The sequence below is a fragment of the Vibrio cyclitrophicus genome (genome assembly GCA_023206055.1).
Classification (GTDB): Bacteria; Pseudomonadota; Gammaproteobacteria; order Enterobacterales; family Vibrionaceae; genus Vibrio; species Vibrio cyclitrophicus_A.
In genome coordinates this window covers 29,968-46,895 of sequence record CP065366.1, presented here as the reverse complement: position 1 = coordinate 46,895, position 16,928 = coordinate 29,968, and the positions used below count along the sequence as shown (strand labels likewise).

Here is a 16,928-nt window from a genome sequence, read left to right as displayed (position 1 = left end):
ATTAGTCCTCTGCAGGGTTTGGATTAGCAAGAACCGTTTCTGTTTGCTCAGAGCGGAACGCTTCTACTTTCGCCATTACTTCTTCATTGTGTGTACCAATGATTTGAGCGGCTAGGATACCAGCGTTAGCAGCGCCAGCTTCACCTATAGCAAGAGTACCTACCGCGATACCTTTTGGCATCTGTACGATAGAAAGTAGCGAGTCCATGCCTTTCAGTGCTTTAGACTGAACAGGAACACCAAGAACTGGGACGCTTGTGAAAGCAGCCGCCATGCCCGGAAGGTGAGCTGCACCGCCAGCACCAGCAATAATCACTTTAATACCGCGCTCTTTCGCACTGGTTGCGTAGTCTGCTAGCAACTGAGGTGTACGGTGAGCAGAAACCACTTTTGTTTCGTACGCCACGCCAAACTGATCCAACATTTCTGCAGCTAGCTTCATTGTTGGCCAATCAGATTTAGAACCCATGATAATACCGACAGTCATCTCAAACTCCTTCAGGTACGATTTAATTAGTGATTAGATATTTTGCGCGCATTATACGGGTAAAATTGCTTAAGGAAAACGTTTGCGTCAGTCTAAGTTGTTAATTGATACATTTTATAAACAAATAGCTTTAGTCACAGTGAATGATAATTTGTACACTTAGCGAATTCGATAACAGAATTAATGAGGCAACCCGTGGATAACTTTCAACATACATTGCAGGCATTACAGCAAGGTGAAGTCATTGCTTACCCGACCGAAGGCGTTTTTGGTGTCGGTTGTGATCCCGACAATCCACAAGCCATCAAGAAACTGCTCGACTTAAAACAGCGACCGATGGAGAAAGGGTTGATCTTAATTGCTGCAAGTTACGAACAGTTGTTGCCTTATATTGACGAAAGCCAACTGACTGAAGCGCAGTTAGCGACAGTGAAAGCAACATGGCCGGGTCCGGTCACTTGGATCATGCCAACCAGTAGCAAAGTAACTGACTGGGTCAGCGGCCAGTTTGATTCCATTGCGGTACGAGTGACGGATCACCCTTTGGTTCAAAGAATGTGTAATGAGTTCGGCAAGCCGTTAACCTCTACCAGTGCCAATCTGACTGGCGAGCCGCCTTGTATGACGACTGAAGAAGTTAAGCAGCAACTGGGCCAACACTTAATGGCTATTCTCGAAGGTCAAACGGGTGGCCGTGAGAAGCCAAGTGAAATTAGAGATGCAAAAACCTCGAAAATATTAAGACAGGGTTAAACCCTGCAAAGGAAGAAAGATGTCAGCAATTGATAAAGAAGCAGTAAAACAGTTTTTACTGAGCCTACAAGATTCGATTTGCCAACAGCTTGAGCAAGCTGATGGCACAGCATTGTTTGAAGAAGATGCATGGGAGCGAGAACCTGGCGAACGCCTTGGTGGCGGTGGTCGTACTCGCGTGATGACCAACGGTGCGGTCTTTGAGCAAGGTGGTGTTAACTTTTCTCACGTTGCAGGTAAGGCAATGCCAGCTTCAGCAACCGCTCACCGTCCTGAATTAGCCGGACGCAAGTTTGAAGCGATGGGGGTGTCGTTAGTTATCCATCCTAAAAACCCATACATCCCAACCTCACACGCCAACGTACGATTCTTTATTGCCGAAAAGGAAGGGGAAGACCCTATCTGGTGGTTCGGTGGTGGTTTTGATTTAACACCATTCTATCCTTTTGATGAAGATTGCCAGTCTTGGCATCAAACAGCCAAAGATCTTTGTGCGCCATTTGGTGACGATGTTTATCAAGAGCACAAAGAATGGTGTGATAAGTACTTCTATCTTCCACATAGAGATGAAACACGTGGTGTGGGTGGTCTGTTCTTTGATGATCTTAACGAGTGGGGCTTTGAAAAGAGCTTTGCTTATATGCAGGCGGTCGGTGAAGGTTTTGCAGTTGCATACTTACCAATTGTAGAACGACGCAAACAGACGCCTTATGGTGAGCGCGAGCGTGATTTCCAACTTTATCGTCGTGGCCGCTATGTTGAATTTAACCTAGTGTATGACCGTGGCACCCTGTTTGGCCTACAAAGCGGTGGTCGCACAGAGTCTATATTAATGTCGATGCCGCCATTGGCTCGCTGGGAATACCGCTACGAACCACAAGCGGGTTCACCGGAAGCTCTGCTTTATAGCGACTACCTAAAGCCTCGAGTTTGGTAGTTCTTCCTTCCTTATAGGGATAGTGATAGGGTCATCTATATAGATGACCCTTTTTTATTTCTGTTAGGTAAGGATATGACACAGCAAGTAGATCGTTATGCCGTTTTCGGTAATCCTATTGGGCAAAGCAAATCGCCATTCATTCACACATTATTTGCTCGCCAAACTAGCCAACAACTTACCTATACAGCACTCCAGCCAGAACAAGGTGAATTCATCATTGCTGCTCAAGCTTTTTTTAGTGAAGGTGGTAGAGGGTGTAATGTCACAGCGCCATTTAAAGAAGATGCTTATCAGTTCGCTAATCGCCTGACTGAAAGAGCTGAACTAGCAGGTGCTGTAAACACACTTAAGAAGCTCGATGATGGAGAGATCATTGGTGATAACACCGATGGTGAGGGTTTAGTTCAAGACCTTCTTCAACATCAAGTTATGCTCGAAGGGGCTCGCGTTCTTCTGCTTGGCGCTGGTGGTGCTGCTCGAGGAGTGATCCAACCTCTTCTCAACCAAAAGCCACAACAGTTAGTGGTCGCTAATCGAACCAGTTCAAAGGCTGAACTTCTGGCTGAGATGTTTTCTTCACATGGAAACATCAAAGGAATGGGGTTAAGTGATGTTAATGAAAGCTTTGATGTCATTATTAACTCAACCTCATCTGGTCTAAGCGGACAGCTTCCTGAAGTTTCTGAGATTATCTTCAATTCGAATAGTGCCGTTTATGACATGGTTTATGGATCTGGAACGACGGTATTCAATCAGTGGGCATTAGATAATGGTGTTCATGCTGCTTATGATGGTTTGGGTATGCTGGTAGGACAGGCCGCTGAGAGCTTTATGCTATGGCGTGGCCTTCGTCCGGGAACAAAACAGATTTTAAGAGAACTACGTAAAAACCTAGAGATGTAATGAGGTATTTATAAAAAATGAATCAATCAATTCTATTTCCTGATATCCAAGATTGGGATGAAGAAAATCAATCAATCATCTTCCCAGCACAGCAGTCTGGCGCACTGATTGAGTGTGTTATGTTTATTGAAGAGCTGTCTCGATTGGCAGGTAAAAATATAGAAGAAGGCGATCAAGCTTTAGTTATCTTTTCAGAGTTACGTTTTGATATTGAAGAGCTAGCTGAAGAGTTAATAGAAGAAGAGGAGTATGACTCCTCTAATCGGATTCAGATCAAAGTGCTTTAGACTGGAAGCACTGAGTCTAAATAGTCGTTTTTATTCTGAACATAGTTGTCAGCTGACTTCTGTAAAAAGGCACGCTCTTTATCATTTAATGGGCGTGCTTGTTTTACTGGGCTTCCTACATAGAGATAACCGCTTTCAAGTACCTTATTAGGCGGAACCAAGCTACCAGCACCAATCATCACATCTTCTTTAATAACCACGCCATCGAGCACTATAGCTCCCATACCAACAAGTACGCGATCTTCAATGGTGCAGCCATGCAGCATTACTTTATGCCCGATAGTGACATCATTGCCTATTAATAGAGGATAACCCTCAGGGTTTTCTGCATTCTTATGGGTGACGTGCAAAACGCTACCGTCCTGGATGTTTGTTCTATCTCCAATATGAATGTGGTTCACATCTCCTCGAGCTGCAACCAAAGGCCACACGCTAGAGTCGTCACCGATTTTGATATCACCAACCAGTACCGAACTTGTATCTATATAGACACCTTGTCCAATCTGAGGGGATATTCCTTTATAACTGCGTATTGAACTCATAAATCCTCCTTTATATAGGCACCTTAAGCCCTTAATTGAGGGGAATACTAGTGAAAATGGGGTGTTTTGAACAAAAAACGCTCGAACAATCAAAAAAGTAAGAAAAACTTCAAAAAGGGCTTGCCAGTGTGATCGAAATCTCTATAATGCGACCTCGTTGAAACGGGAAGGCTTCGTAAGAAACCAAAATGAATCAGCAGGTCAAATTAGCCAAGCTAAGCGCTTGAAAAAAGTTTTGAAAATAGTGGTTGACACTAAAACTTAAATCGCTAAAATGGCCGTCCGATTTGAGCGAAGCTCAAAAAGGAAAAGCTCTTTAACAATTTAAACCTATCAATCTGTGTGGGCACTCGTTGATGAATATCAAAACGTTATTACTTAGGTAGTAACAGTTACTTCGGTAACAAACTTGATTTCAATGAACTGAGTGACCAATACAAAATTAAGTTTACTTAATTTTGGCACAGTCAATTCATTACCATTCTGTTGGAATGGTAATAGCTTTAAAATTACACTCTTTATTTATAAAGAATAGTTTTGAAGTCAGTATTCGTTGAGTCACAAAATCTTAAATTGAAGAGTTTGATCATGGCTCAGATTGAACGCTGGCGGCAGGCCTAACACATGCAAGTCGAGCGGAAACGACATTATTGATTCTTCGGAGGATTTAATGGGCGTCGAGCGGCGGACGGGTGAGTAATGCCTAGGAAATTGCCTTGATGTGGGGGATAACCATTGGAAACGATGGCTAATACCGCATAATGCCTACGGGCCAAAGAGGGGGACCTTCGGGCCTCTCGCGTCAAGATATGCCTAGGTGGGATTAGCTAGTTGGTGAGGTAATGGCTCACCAAGGCGACGATCCCTAGCTGGTCTGAGAGGATGATCAGCCACACTGGAACTGAGACACGGTCCAGACTCCTACGGGAGGCAGCAGTGGGGAATATTGCACAATGGGCGAAAGCCTGATGCAGCCATGCCGCGTGTATGAAGAAGGCCTTCGGGTTGTAAAGTACTTTCAGTTGTGAGGAAGGGTGTGTAGTTAATAGCTGCGCATCTTGACGTTAGCAACAGAAGAAGCACCGGCTAACTCCGTGCCAGCAGCCGCGGTAATACGGAGGGTGCGAGCGTTAATCGGAATTACTGGGCGTAAAGCGCATGCAGGTGGTTCATTAAGTCAGATGTGAAAGCCCGGGGCTCAACCTCGGAACTGCATTTGAAACTGGTGAACTAGAGTGCTGTAGAGGGGGGTAGAATTTCAGGTGTAGCGGTGAAATGCGTAGAGATCTGAAGGAATACCAGTGGCGAAGGCGGCCCCCTGGACAGACACTGACACTCAGATGCGAAAGCGTGGGGAGCAAACAGGATTAGATACCCTGGTAGTCCACGCCGTAAACGATGTCTACTTGGAGGTTGTGGCCTTGAGCCGTGGCTTTCGGAGCTAACGCGTTAAGTAGACCGCCTGGGGAGTACGGTCGCAAGATTAAAACTCAAATGAATTGACGGGGGCCCGCACAAGCGGTGGAGCATGTGGTTTAATTCGATGCAACGCGAAGAACCTTACCTACTCTTGACATCCAGAGAAGCCAGCGGAGACGCAGGTGTGCCTTCGGGAGCTCTGAGACAGGTGCTGCATGGCTGTCGTCAGCTCGTGTTGTGAAATGTTGGGTTAAGTCCCGCAACGAGCGCAACCCTTATCCTTGTTTGCCAGCGAGTAATGTCGGGAACTCCAGGGAGACTGCCGGTGATAAACCGGAGGAAGGTGGGGACGACGTCAAGTCATCATGGCCCTTACGAGTAGGGCTACACACGTGCTACAATGGCGCATACAGAGGGCAGCAAGCTAGCGATAGTGAGCGAATCCCAAAAAGTGCGTCGTAGTCCGGATTGGAGTCTGCAACTCGACTCCATGAAGTCGGAATCGCTAGTAATCGTGAATCAGAATGTCACGGTGAATACGTTCCCGGGCCTTGTACACACCGCCCGTCACACCATGGGAGTGGGCTGCAAAAGAAGTGGGTAGTTTAACCTTTCGGGGAGGACGCTCACCACTTTGTGGTTCATGACTGGGGTGAAGTCGTAACAAGGTAGCCCTAGGGGAACCTGGGGCTGGATCACCTCCTTATACGAAGATACTTACGATGAGTGTCCACACAGATTGATTAGGTTTAGAAAAGCAAAGAGATGAAGAACTCCCAAGTTCTTCAAGGTTTGTTTCTACTTTTTAAAGTAGAGATGAATTAGCAGTGTCCCGTTCGTCTAGAGGCCTAGGACACCGCCCTTTCACGGCGGTAACAGGGGTTCGACTCCCCTACGGGATACCATTGGGTCGTTAGCTCAGTTGGTAGAGCAGTTGACTTTTAATCAATTGGTCGCAGGTTCGAATCCTGCACGACCCACCATTTCCTCCCAAGGAAATAAAATATGGGGCTATAGCTCAGCTGGGAGAGCGCCTGCCTTGCACGCAGGAGGTCTGCGGTTCGATCCCGCATAGCTCCACCATTCTTTCTCCATGAAGGAATTAAAACTATCATGGGCGATTAGCTCAGTTGGGAGAGCACCTGCCTTACAAGCAGGGGGTCACTGGTTCGAGCCCGGTATCGCCCACCATCTTTAAGCATTCTCGTAAGAGAGTATTTAAAAATGGGTTTGAAAGTTTAATACTTAAAACTCTTGCTCTTTAACAATTTGGAAAGCTGACTGATTTGATTACTTACGAGTAATTCAAATCAAATTTAAAAGTTCTCAATGTTTACCTTTATGGTAAACACAACAAACACATTCAAGTGTCTTGTATTCGAATCAATGTTTACATTGATTCACAATTGAGTCCGGCAAACAGTTATCAAGAATTAACCCTTCTTGATGACAACCAAAAACCTTGGTTAGTTGCCATACGCTAAGACCCTTTCGGGTTGTATGGTTAAGTGACTAAGCGTACACGGTGGATGCCTTGGCAGTCAGAGGCGATGAAAGGCGTAATAACTTGCGATAAGCCCAGATTAGGTAGTAATAACCTTTTGAGTCTGGGATTCCTGAATGGGGAAACCCACTTGCATAAGCAAGTATCCTGTTGTGAATACATAGCAACAGGAGGCAAACCGGGGGAACTGAAACATCTAAGTACCCCGAGGAAGAGAAATCAACCGAGATTCCGAAAGTAGCGGCGAGCGAAATTGGATTAGCCCTTAAGCTTTTAATGAGACAGATGAAGGCTCTGGAAAGTGCCGCAATAAAGGGTGATAGCCCCGTAATCGACATCTCATAATCAGTGAAAACGAGTAGGGCGGGACACGTGATATCCTGTCTGAATATGGGGGGACCATCCTCCAAGGCTAAATACTACTGACTGACCGATAGTGAACCAGTACCGTGAGGGAAAGGCGAAAAGAACCCCTGTGAGGGGAGTGAAATAGAACCTGAAACCGTGTACGTACAAGCAGTAGGAGCACCTTCGTGGTGTGACTGCGTACCTTTTGTATAATGGGTCAGCGACTTAATTTTAGTAGCAAGGTTAACCGTTTAGGGGAGCCGTAGGGAAACCGAGTCTTAACTGGGCGTACAGTTGCTAGGATTAGACCCGAAACCAGGTGATCTAGCCATGGGCAGGTTGAAGGTTGAGTAACATCAACTGGAGGACCGAACCGACTAATGTTGAAAAATTAGCGGATGACTTGTGGCTAGGGGTGAAAGGCCAATCAAACCTGGAGATAGCTGGTTCTCCCCGAAAGCTATTTAGGTAGCGCCTCGGACGAATACTACTGGGGGTAGAGCACTGTTAAGGCTAGGGGGTCATCCCGACTTACCAACCCTTTGCAAACTCCGAATACCAGTAAGTACTATCCGGGAGACACACGGCGGGTGCTAACGTCCGTCGTGGAGAGGGAAACAACCCAGACCGCCAGCTAAGGTCCCAAAGTATAGCTAAGTGGGAAACGATGTGGGAAGGCTCAGACAGCCAGGATGTTGGCTTAGAAGCAGCCATCATTTAAAGAAAGCGTAATAGCTCACTGGTCGAGTCGGCCTGCGCGGAAGATGTAACGGGGCTAAGCTATACACCGAAGCTGCGGCTACGTACCTTAGGGTATGTGGGGTAGGGGAGCGTTCTGTAAGCCGTTGAAGGTGGTCTGTAAGGGCTGCTGGAGGTATCAGAAGTGCGAATGCTGACATGAGTAACGATAAAGGGAGTGAAAAACTCCCTCGCCGGAAGACCAAGGGTTCCTGTCCAACGTTAATCGGGGCAGGGTAAGTCGACTCCTAAGGCGAGGCCGAAAGGCGTAGTCGATGGGAAACGGGTTAATATTCCCGTACTTCTTACAATTGCGATGGGGGGACGGAGAAGGCTAGGTGGGCCTGGCGACGGTTGTCCAGGTTCAAGTATGTAGGCGGAAAGTTTAGGTAAATCCGGACTTTCTTAACGCTGAGATACGATGTCGAGCTACTACGGTAGTGAAGTCATTGATGCCATGCTTCCAGGAAAAGCCTCTAAGCTTCAGATTGTAAGGAATCGTACCCCAAACCGACACAGGTGGTCGGGTAGAGAATACCAAGGCGCTTGAGAGAACTCGGGTGAAGGAACTAGGCAAAATGGTACCGTAACTTCGGGAGAAGGTACGCTCTTATCAGTGAAGTCCCTTGCGGATGGAGCAGACGAGAGTCGCAGATACCAGGTGGCTGCAACTGTTTATTAAAAACACAGCACTGTGCAAAATCGTAAGATGACGTATACGGTGTGACGCCTGCCCGGTGCCGGAAGGTTAATTGATGGGGTTAGACTTCGGTCGAAGCTCTTGATCGAAGCCCCGGTAAACGGCGGCCGTAACTATAACGGTCCTAAGGTAGCGAAATTCCTTGTCGGGTAAGTTCCGACCTGCACGAATGGCGTAATGATGGCCACGCTGTCTCCACCCGAGACTCAGTGAAATTGAAATCGCTGTGAAGATGCAGTGTACCCGCGGCTAGACGGAAAGACCCCGTGAACCTTTACTACAGCTTGGCACTGAACATTGAACCTACATGTGTAGGATAGGTGGGAGACTATGAAACCGCGTCGCTAGATGTGGTGGAGTCGTCCTTGAAATACCACCCTTGTAGTTTTGATGTTCTAACGTTGGTCCCTGAATCGGGATTACGGACAGTGCCTGGTGGGTAGTTTGACTGGGGCGGTCTCCTCCCAAAGAGTAACGGAGGAGCACGAAGGTGGGCTAAACACGGTTGGACATCGTGTGGTTAGTGCAATGGCATAAGCCCGCTTGACTGCGAGAATGACAATTCGAGCAGGTGCGAAAGCAGGTCATAGTGATCCGGTGGTTCTGAATGGAAGGGCCATCGCTCAACGGATAAAAGGTACTCCGGGGATAACAGGCTGATACCGCCCAAGAGTTCATATCGACGGCGGTGTTTGGCACCTCGATGTCGGCTCATCACATCCTGGGGCTGAAGTCGGTCCCAAGGGTATGGCTGTTCGCCATTTAAAGTGGTACGCGAGCTGGGTTTAGAACGTCGTGAGACAGTTCGGTCCCTATCTGCCGTGGGCGTTGGAAAATTGAAAGGGGCTGCTCCTAGTACGAGAGGACCGGAGTGGACGAACCTCTGGTGTTCGGGTTGTCATGCCAATGGCATTGCCCGGTAGCTAAGTTCGGAATCGATAACCGCTGAAAGCATCTAAGCGGGAAGCGAGCCTTGAGATGAGTTTTCCCTGGCACTATAAGTGTCCTAAAGGGTTGTCGTAGACTACGACGTTGATAGGCAGGGTGTGTAAGTGCTGCGAGGCATTGAGCTAACCTGTACTAATTGCCCGTGAGGCTTAACCATACAACACCCAAGGGGTTTTGTGGACTCAGATGTACCAGACCTTGAATGAGTTTGAAGAGAAATACTTTTAGATTATAGCTTTCCGAATTTTAAAATTTGCTTGGCGACCATAGCATTGTGGACCCACCTGATTCCATGCCGAACTCAGAAGTGAAACACAATAGCGCCGATGGTAGTGTGGGGCTTCCCCATGTGAGAGTAGGACATCGCCAGGCTTTAAATTTGAACACTTGTCAGCGACGACAAGTATTCCACTGCGGAGTGGTAGTTCAGTTGGTTAGAATACCGGCCTGTCACGCCGGGGGTCGCGGGTTCGAGTCCCGTCCACTCCGCCACTTATTCGATAACCTCGCCTAGTGCGAGGTTTTTTCGAATCTGAAGTAATGAAAGTTTTAGGGGTGTAGCTCCAATTGGCAGAGCAGCGGATTCCAAATCCGCGTGTTGGGAGTTCGAATCTCTCCACCCCTGCCATATTTAAGGCTCTAGCAGAAATGCTAGAGCCTTTTTGCTTTCTTAATCCAATATACGCTATTAGCAAAGTAGTGGACTCCCAGACTTACCAAAACAACGCGTGTTGGGAATCTAGACCTCCACCCCTGCCATATACTAAGCCTCAGCAGAAATTCTGGGTTTTTTTTACTTTCTATTTATTCGAATTTTTAGTCGATAATTCCTACTTTTAATAAAACCTAACCTTAAATGTGTAAGTGCTTACTTATCTCAGCCTCTTTTATAAACAGCCAACAACACAAACTACGCTTCTTTATGAGAATTATTCTCAATATTTTGTTACATTTTGGTCGTTATTACTAAAAGGCAACAAATATGGATATTTCCCGTCGTAAGTTTATTCAATCATCTCTCGCTATATCTGCACTAACAGTCCTACCTGCTTGTTCAATGAAGCGGTCTGTTGATGAACAAGGAAAGTATGTTTATGACTTAACTGCTGAACCTTCAATGGCTGAGTTAGTCGCGGGATTTGATACCAATGTTTTAGCCTTTAATGGTCAGATTCCTGCTCCGACGATTCGATGTCGACAGGGTGAGAAGGTCACAATTCGTTTTACGAATAAGTTATCAGAACCGACGACTATCCATTGGCATGGTTTAAGAATTCCTATCGAAATGGATGGCGTTCCCTTCTTAAGTCAGCCACCGATCATGCCAGGTGAAACATTCATTTATGAGTTTACGCCGCCAGATGCTGGCACATTTTGGTATCACCCACATATGAATAGCGTTAAACAACTTGGTATGGGTTTAGTTGGGCTAATTATCGTAGAAGAAAGCACTCCAGTGCAGTTTGACGAAGAACATGCATTGATGCTGAAGCATTGGCATATCGATCAAAAGGGTCAATGGAAAGATTTAATGATCCCCCGACTCAGTGCTCGTATGGGCACTCCTGGTGAGTGGAGTAGTGTTAATGGAGTCCATGAACCCGTATATCAGTTGAAACAGTATGCAACGACTAGATTGCGTATCGCTAATATCGACAATACGATCACTTACCCTATTGCTGTAGAAGGGGCTGAAGCATGGGTGATTGCCATCGATGGTAATCCTGTTAAAACGCCTTATAAACTGACTCAACATAAAATTGGTCCAGGGATGCGTGTAGATATCGGACTGATCGCTCCTAAAGCTGGTGAGCGAGTTAACGTTCTCCAAATGAAGGGGCGTTTCCCATTTTCTTTGTGTGAATTTGAAGTCGTAGGTTCAGAATTTACTCAAGATCGAGCATTACCAGTATTACCATTGAATCCAGTACCTAACCTAGATCTTGCTAACGCTGAAGAGATTGATTTTGTGTTCGAGTGGGAAGGCGCTGTATCACCAGTATCTAAAGATGGTAAATCGATGCCTAAATTTTGGCTTACTAATAAAAGAGCGTGGGAGGGGATGAGCAAAGACAATATTCCTGAACCGTTGGCGACTTTAGAGTTGGGTAAGACTTACATATTCGATCTTAAGAACGTCACTCAATATCATCACCCGATTCATATTCATGGCCATACATTTACTGTATTGGAACTTGATGGTAAAAAAATTGAAGAACCTTTCCATACCGATACAGTATTACTTGGAAAAAACGGCCGAGCTAAAGCTGCATTTGTTGCCGACAACCCTGGACGTTGGATGTACCACTGTCATGTAATTGAGCACATGAAGACAGGATTGATGGGATATATTGAAGTTAAGTGACACCTGTAACGTTTAATATTTGCGCATGCATTCTTAGTTTCTACCCTCGCTTTTATCGGCGTTAAAGCTAGAATATAGGGATTATTGTTTGGGAGGATTCATGGGTCAGTTATCTATTTTAGGTTTTATTGCCATTGGTGGTGCATTTGGTGCTTGTTCGCGCTATTTGATTTCAGAGTTATGTGTGGTGATGCTAGGGCGTGGTTTTCCTTATGGTACGCTAACTGTTAACGTGATTGGCTCTTTAATTATGGGCTTACTTATCGCAGCGTTTGAGAATGAGATGGTTGCGACAGAACCATGGAGACAAATTATCGGTCTTGGTTTCCTTGGAGCACTGACTACATTTTCTACATTTTCGATGGATAATGTGCTTCTTATGCAGCAGGGCGCTTTCTTTAAGATGGGACTCAATGTGTTACTCAACGTGGTTCTCAGCATCTCAGCAGCATGGATCGGCTTCCAACTTTTGATAAAGTCTTAAAACTTTCTTACGATTTGTTAACAACTCGGCTTGGTTTATCCAAGCCGTTTTTATATACTCGATCGAACTTGTCGGAGTGCCATATGGCTGAGACCGTTAACTCGGGATCCGTTGAACCTGATCAGGCTAATACCTGCGAAGGGAACAAGAGTAGATATCTAACTAGAATCCTTCTAGAGATCTATCTCCAGATCACAACTGTATTTCTTACCGTGATCCCTCTTGTAGCATCTAATCCGTCAAGCATTTTTATCCCTATAAATAATGGCTAAAAGCCAAGGAAAAATGCTATGTCGAGTCGTAAACAAGCAAGACTGGAAGCGAAGAATTTCATCGATTCTTTATCCGTACAACCTTATCCAAATTCAAAAAAAGCTTACATCCAAGGATCTCGAGAAGATATTCAAGTCCCTGTACGAGAAATATCACTCGCTGATAGCCTTGTCGGTGGTACTAAAAAAGAGCCTGTATTCGAACCTAATGTACCCATTCAAGTTTACGATACATCAGGTGTTTACACTGACCCTACGCATCAAATAGACCTGTATAGCGGCCTTCCTAAGTTGCGTGAGCAGTGGATTGATGAGCGTGGTGATACGGAGCTATTAGACGATGTAAGCTCTGTTTACACTAAAGAACGTTTAGAAGATGAAACTCTAGACGATCTTCGTTACGGCAACCTACCTAGAATTCGTCGCGCGACTGGCGATCAATGTGTTACTCAGCTGTACTATGCTCGTCAGGGGATGATCACTCCTGAGATGGAGTACATTGCTATACGTGAGAACATGGGACGTCAGAAGTTTGCTGATGAGCAGTTGAACCACCAACATCCTGGCCATAACTTTGGTGCAAACCTGCCGAAAGAAATTACTCCTGAGTTTGTGCGTAAAGAGGTTGCTGAAGGTCGAGCTATCATCCCTTCAAACATCAACCACCCAGAATCAGAACCGATGATTATTGGTCGTAACTTCTTAGTGAAGGTGAACGCTAATATTGGTAACTCTTCAGTAAGCTCTTCGATTGAAGAAGAAGTTGAGAAGCTAGTATGGTCGACCCGTTGGGGTGGCGATACCGTAATGGACCTTTCTACCGGCCGTAATATTCACGAGACTCGCGAATGGATTTTACGTAATAGCCCAGTACCAATCGGTACGGTTCCTATGTATCAAGCCCTTGAAAAAGTGAATGGCGTTGCGGAAGACCTTAACTGGGAAGTGATGCGCGATACTTTGATTGAACAAGCAGAGCAGGGTGTTGATTACTTCACTATCCACGCAGGTTTGTTGCTTCGCTACGTTCCGATGACTGCTAAACGTGTGACAGGTATTGTCTCTCGTGGTGGATCTATTATCGCGAAATGGTGTCTTGCACATCACCAAGAGAGCTTCCTATATACACACTTCCGCGAGATCTGCGAGATCTGTGCGAAGTACGATGTTGCCTTGTCATTGGGTGATGGCCTACGCCCGGGTTCTATTGCAGATGCCAATGATGAGGCTCAATTCTCGGAGTTACGTACTCTAGGTGAGTTGACTAAGGTAGCTTGGGAATACGACGTGCAGGTGATCATTGAAGGCCCAGGACATGTGCCAATGCACCTAATCAAAGAGAATATGGATGAGCAGTTAGAACACTGCCATGAAGCGCCTTTCTATACTTTAGGCCCATTGACGACAGATATTGCCCCTGGTTACGACCATATTACCTCTGGAATTGGCGCGGCCATGATTGGTTGGTACGGCTGTGCGATGCTCTGTTATGTCACACCTAAAGAGCATTTAGGTCTACCAAATAAAGAAGATGTGAAGACCGGCCTGATTACATACAAGCTTGCTGCACACGCTGCTGACCTTGCGAAAGGGCACCCAGGCGCTCAAATCCGAGATAATGCATTATCTAAAGCACGTTTTGAATTCCGTTGGGAAGACCAATTTAATCTAGCTTTAGACCCTGAAACAGCACGTTCTTTCCATGATGAAACTCTGCCGCAAGAATCCGGTAAGGTTGCTCACTTCTGCTCAATGTGTGGACCTAAATTCTGCTCGATGAAGATCTCTCAGGAAGTCCGAGAGTATGCGAAAGACACTGAACAAGTGGCTGCGGATCAGGCTATCGAAATTAAGATGCTAGATAACCCGTTGGAAGGGATGCGTCAGAAATCACAAGAGTTCCGTGATACTGGCTCTGAACTTTACCACCCTGCAGTAGGTGCAAAAGAAGCTCAATTAGAGGAATAATGACAGTGAAGATACTCATCCCATCTCAAAATATTGAGTTAACGGGAGAGGTGCAGAACTGTCTATTGGTTGCTAAGCGACAAGGCTTGGCAACCGATGCAGTTGAGTTGGGCGTAAGTCCAACTCAATACTTCTCTATCGTTGACACTCAGCAGGCGTTATCTATTGGCTTTGCTCATGATGTTGATTCATTGGCGGAGTGTCAGCTAGCGGAACTGAACCATGTTGTTGATTACAGTAATTCAGTCGCGCTAACTGACGTTTGTGATGCCTTTACACAAACTCCGAATACCATCTATATCGGTGTCTCAGATGCTTCAGCTGTACTGGATATCTGGTCACACCGGGGTGCCAATCGTGCTATCAAGACTGAAACTACAGCTCATCAGGAATTAGATAATCGCGGTCACTTTGCTTGGTTACTTACTTTGTTGGCTCTGGAATTCCCATTAGAGGACACATTGGTTTTAGCTCGCGCATCGTCCAATGTTTCACGTGGAACATGGCCAGCACATTACCAAAACTTTCCAATTCCAGTTTTGGAAGATGAGCGACTGGATATTAGTGTTGGTTGGGCGCACCAAGGAACATCACTTTCGTTCCCTGAATTGAGCAAGAGTAGCCTAGGGCTATATCCTGTGGTTGATGATGTTGAGTGGATCGAAAGGTTGCTCAAGCTCGGAATTAACACTGTTCAACTACGTATTAAAAACCCTCAGCAAATGGACTTAGAACAACAAATTGCGCGATCAATCGAGCTTGGTCGAGAGCATAACGCTCAGGTTTTTATCAATGACTATTGGCAGCTTGCACTCAAGCATGACGCATTTGGTGTTCATTTGGGGCAAGAGGATATTGAAGAATCAAACCTCTCACAGTTGAGTCAAGCAGGTATCAAGATCGGTCTCTCTACTCATGGCTATTACGAGTTGCTCCGCATTGTTCAAATCAACCCAAGCTATATTGCGCTAGGGCATATCTTCCCAACAACAACTAAACAGATGCCATCGAAACCTCAGGGTTTAGTTCGTTTATCTCTGTATCAACAGCTGATTGATACTATCCCATACACAGACCAACTCACTGGTTATCCGACGGTTGCTATTGGCGGTATTGACCAATCGACAGCTGAGCAGGTGTGGGAGTGTGGGGTGTCGAGTTTGGCGGTGGTACGTGCGATTACATTGGCGGAAGACCCACAGAAAGTGATCGAATTTTTCGAAAAACTGATGGCGCCTAAACCTTCAACTCTCAAAGAAGAGGTTATGCCGGAGCCTAGCTATGCTGAGTGACTTTGAATTCATTCGTTATCAACGACAAATTGCGTTACCTGAAGTGGGTGAGCAAGGGCAACGCAACCTATTAAATAGTCATGTGTTGTTGATTGGTTGCGGTGGCTTAGGTAATGCTGCGGCTCTTTACCTGGCTGCTTCTGGTGTTGGAAAGATCGTGCTGGTCGATGATGATTGTGTCGATTCATCGAACCTGCAACGACAGGTCGCGTTCAGGGAAAATCAGTTAGGTTCGACTAAGGTTGAAGCGTTGAAGCAACAATTGAGTGAGCTCAATGGTCGCAGCCAAGTAAGAACCATCAATCAACGAATGAGTGAAAGTCAGCTTGAGCTTGAAGTGATGCTAGCTGACTTAGTGTTGGATTGTACTGACAACTTCGAGTCACGCCAGCAGGTTAACCAAGCATGTTTCAGCACGAAGACCCCTTTGATTTCTGGTTCTGCAATTGGCTGGAAAGGCCAGTTTATTGTATTTGATTATCAGAATCAGAAAGGGTGCTATCACTGCTTGTTCCCGTTCAGACATCATCCACAAACGACTCGTTGTAGCGATAGCGGCATTATAGGCCCAGTTGTTGGCACCATAGGTAACCTTCAAGCTTTGGCTGCTATTCAACGTCTAACTCGTGGTGAGTTTCAGGTCGCAACACATCAACTCAAACTGTTCGATGGCCAGACGATGAATTGGCAAAATCTTATGGTCACTCAAGATAGTGAATGTCCTGTGTGCAGTGCGTCTGTAGTTAAGCATTTAGAAGAAGAAATCCAATGAGCAATATAACGATCTCGATAAACGAACAATCAGAACAAGTAGCACACTCGTCGTCTCTAGCGGACATTATCCAAGTTCTAGCATTACCTGATCTAGGTTGTGTGTTTGCAATCAATAATGCGGTTGTCCCGCGTAGCCAGTGGCAACAAACGGTCGTTAATGAAGGCGACGCTATATCTCTTTTCCAAGCTATTGCAGGGGGCTAA

At 45.9% G+C, this 16,928-nt stretch carries 12 protein-coding genes, 6 tRNA genes, 3 rRNA genes and 1 riboswitch; of the genes, 19 read left to right on the top strand and 2 right to left on the bottom strand.

Going from position 1 to position 16,928, the window contains the following annotated elements; all coding sequences use genetic code 11:
- Position 1 precedes the first annotated feature (1 nt).
- Positions 2–487 carry a 5-(carboxyamino)imidazole ribonucleotide mutase gene (purE, locus tag ITG09_00240; GenBank protein ID UPR52146.1) on the bottom strand — a complete coding sequence of 162 codons (486 nt, stop codon included), beginning with the start codon at positions 485–487 and terminating at the stop codon, positions 2–4.
- A gap of 195 nt (positions 488–682) precedes the next feature.
- Here purE and ITG09_00235 point away from each other — a divergent pair, with 195 nt between their 5' ends.
- The 4 genes from ITG09_00235 (at position 683) to ITG09_00220 (ending at position 3,370) form a co-directional block, all read left to right on the top strand.
- Positions 683–1,240, top strand: a complete 558-nt coding sequence (locus ITG09_00235; GenBank protein UPR52145.1) for a threonylcarbamoyl-AMP synthase — start codon at positions 683–685, stop codon at positions 1,238–1,240.
- Positions 1,241–1,259: 19 nt separating this feature from the next.
- Positions 1,260–2,177: an oxygen-dependent coproporphyrinogen oxidase gene (gene hemF / locus ITG09_00230; GenBank protein ID UPR52144.1), complete on the top strand. Its 918-nt coding sequence runs from the start codon at positions 1,260–1,262 to the stop codon at positions 2,175–2,177.
- 75 nt (positions 2,178–2,252) lie between these two features.
- Positions 2,253–3,083 carry a shikimate dehydrogenase gene (gene aroE / locus ITG09_00225; GenBank protein UPR52143.1) on the top strand — a complete coding sequence of 277 codons (831 nt, stop codon included), beginning with the start codon at positions 2,253–2,255 and terminating at the stop codon, positions 3,081–3,083.
- Between the two features lie 17 nt (positions 3,084–3,100).
- A complete protein-coding gene (locus ITG09_00220) occupies positions 3,101–3,370 on the top strand; it encodes a DUF1488 domain-containing protein (protein ID UPR52142.1) in 270 nt (89 codons plus the stop codon).
- On the opposite strand, the gene ITG09_00215 is transcribed toward ITG09_00220, so the two are convergent.
- Entirely contained in the window at positions 3,367–3,912 is a 546-nt protein-coding gene (locus ITG09_00215) for a gamma carbonic anhydrase family protein (protein UPR52141.1), read from the bottom strand. The genes ITG09_00220 and ITG09_00215 overlap by 4 nt on opposite strands.
- A 570-nt stretch (positions 3,913–4,482) precedes the next feature.
- On the opposite strand from ITG09_00215, the gene ITG09_00210 reads away from it, so the two are divergent.
- The 15 genes from ITG09_00210 (at position 4,483) to thiS (ending at position 16,928) form a co-directional block, all read left to right on the top strand.
- Positions 4,483–6,037: ribosomal RNA gene (locus ITG09_00210) — 16S ribosomal RNA — on the top strand.
- 123 nt (positions 6,038–6,160) lie between these two features.
- A tRNA-Glu gene (locus ITG09_00205) sits at positions 6,161–6,236 on the top strand.
- A 2-nt stretch (positions 6,237–6,238) separates the two neighbouring features.
- Positions 6,239–6,314: transfer RNA gene (locus tag ITG09_00200), tRNA-Lys, on the top strand.
- Between the two features lie 24 nt (positions 6,315–6,338).
- A tRNA-Ala gene (locus ITG09_00195) sits at positions 6,339–6,414 on the top strand.
- A 32-nt stretch (positions 6,415–6,446) separates the two neighbouring features.
- Positions 6,447–6,522, top strand: a tRNA-Val gene (locus tag ITG09_00190).
- 311 nt (positions 6,523–6,833) lie between these two features.
- Positions 6,834–9,726, top strand: a 23S ribosomal RNA gene (locus ITG09_00185).
- Positions 9,727–9,825: 99 nt separating this feature from the next.
- A 5S ribosomal RNA gene (gene rrf / locus ITG09_00180) occupies positions 9,826–9,941 on the top strand.
- Together the 16S, 23S and 5S rRNA genes with 6 tRNA genes alongside form the textbook arrangement of a ribosomal RNA operon.
- 43 nt (positions 9,942–9,984) lie before the next feature.
- A tRNA-Asp gene (locus ITG09_00175) sits at positions 9,985–10,061 on the top strand.
- Positions 10,062–10,120: 59 nt separating this feature from the next.
- Positions 10,121–10,197 (top strand) — tRNA-Trp (locus ITG09_00170).
- A 354-nt stretch (positions 10,198–10,551) separates the two neighbouring features.
- A complete protein-coding gene (locus ITG09_00165) occupies positions 10,552–11,934 on the top strand; it encodes a multicopper oxidase family protein (GenBank protein ID UPR52140.1) in 1,383 nt (460 codons plus the stop codon).
- Positions 11,935–12,034: 100 nt separating this feature from the next.
- A complete protein-coding gene (crcB, locus tag ITG09_00160; GenBank protein UPR52139.1) occupies positions 12,035–12,418 on the top strand; it encodes a fluoride efflux transporter CrcB in 384 nt (127 codons plus the stop codon).
- A gap of 62 nt (positions 12,419–12,480) precedes the next feature.
- Positions 12,481–12,579, top strand: a riboswitch (TPP riboswitch).
- A 129-nt stretch (positions 12,580–12,708) separates the two neighbouring features.
- The gene (gene thiC, locus ITG09_00155) at positions 12,709–14,658 is read left to right on the top strand and encodes a phosphomethylpyrimidine synthase ThiC (GenBank protein ID UPR52138.1); all 1,950 of its coding nucleotides are present in this window, start codon (positions 12,709–12,711) and stop codon (positions 14,656–14,658) included.
- The gene (locus ITG09_00150; protein ID UPR52137.1) at positions 14,658–15,950 is read left to right on the top strand and encodes a thiamine phosphate synthase; all 1,293 of its coding nucleotides are present in this window, start codon (positions 14,658–14,660) and stop codon (positions 15,948–15,950) included. Before thiC ends, ITG09_00150 begins: the two co-directional genes overlap by 1 nt.
- Positions 15,940–16,722, top strand: coding sequence for a HesA/MoeB/ThiF family protein (locus ITG09_00145; protein UPR52136.1), 783 nt, complete (start codon positions 15,940–15,942; stop codon positions 16,720–16,722). The genes ITG09_00150 and ITG09_00145 overlap by 11 nt, the downstream gene beginning before the upstream one ends.
- Complete coding sequence (gene thiS / locus ITG09_00140) at positions 16,719–16,928, top strand: sulfur carrier protein ThiS (GenBank protein UPR52135.1); 210 nt, start codon at positions 16,719–16,721, stop codon at positions 16,926–16,928. Before ITG09_00145 ends, thiS begins: the two co-directional genes overlap by 4 nt.

Coding starts and splice junctions, on each gene's coding strand:
- ITG09_00215 (UPR52141.1), bottom strand. CDS start 3,912: ATGAGTTCAATACGCAGTTATAAAGGAATATCCCCTCAGATTGGACAA.
- ITG09_00145 (UPR52136.1), top strand. CDS start 15,940: ATGCTGAGTGACTTTGAATTCATTCGTTATCAACGACAAATTGCGTTA.
- ITG09_00165 (UPR52140.1), top strand. CDS start 10,552: ATGGATATTTCCCGTCGTAAGTTTATTCAATCATCTCTCGCTATATCT.
- crcB (UPR52139.1), top strand. CDS start 12,035: ATGGGTCAGTTATCTATTTTAGGTTTTATTGCCATTGGTGGTGCATTT.
- hemF (UPR52144.1), top strand. CDS start 1,260: ATGTCAGCAATTGATAAAGAAGCAGTAAAACAGTTTTTACTGAGCCTA.
- ITG09_00220 (UPR52142.1), top strand. CDS start 3,101: ATGAATCAATCAATTCTATTTCCTGATATCCAAGATTGGGATGAAGAA.
- aroE (UPR52143.1), top strand. CDS start 2,253: ATGACACAGCAAGTAGATCGTTATGCCGTTTTCGGTAATCCTATTGGG.
- purE (UPR52146.1), bottom strand. CDS start 487: ATGACTGTCGGTATTATCATGGGTTCTAAATCTGATTGGCCAACAATG.
- ITG09_00150 (UPR52137.1), top strand. CDS start 14,658: ATGACAGTGAAGATACTCATCCCATCTCAAAATATTGAGTTAACGGGA.
- thiS (UPR52135.1), top strand. CDS start 16,719: ATGAGCAATATAACGATCTCGATAAACGAACAATCAGAACAAGTAGCA.
- thiC (UPR52138.1), top strand. CDS start 12,709: ATGTCGAGTCGTAAACAAGCAAGACTGGAAGCGAAGAATTTCATCGAT.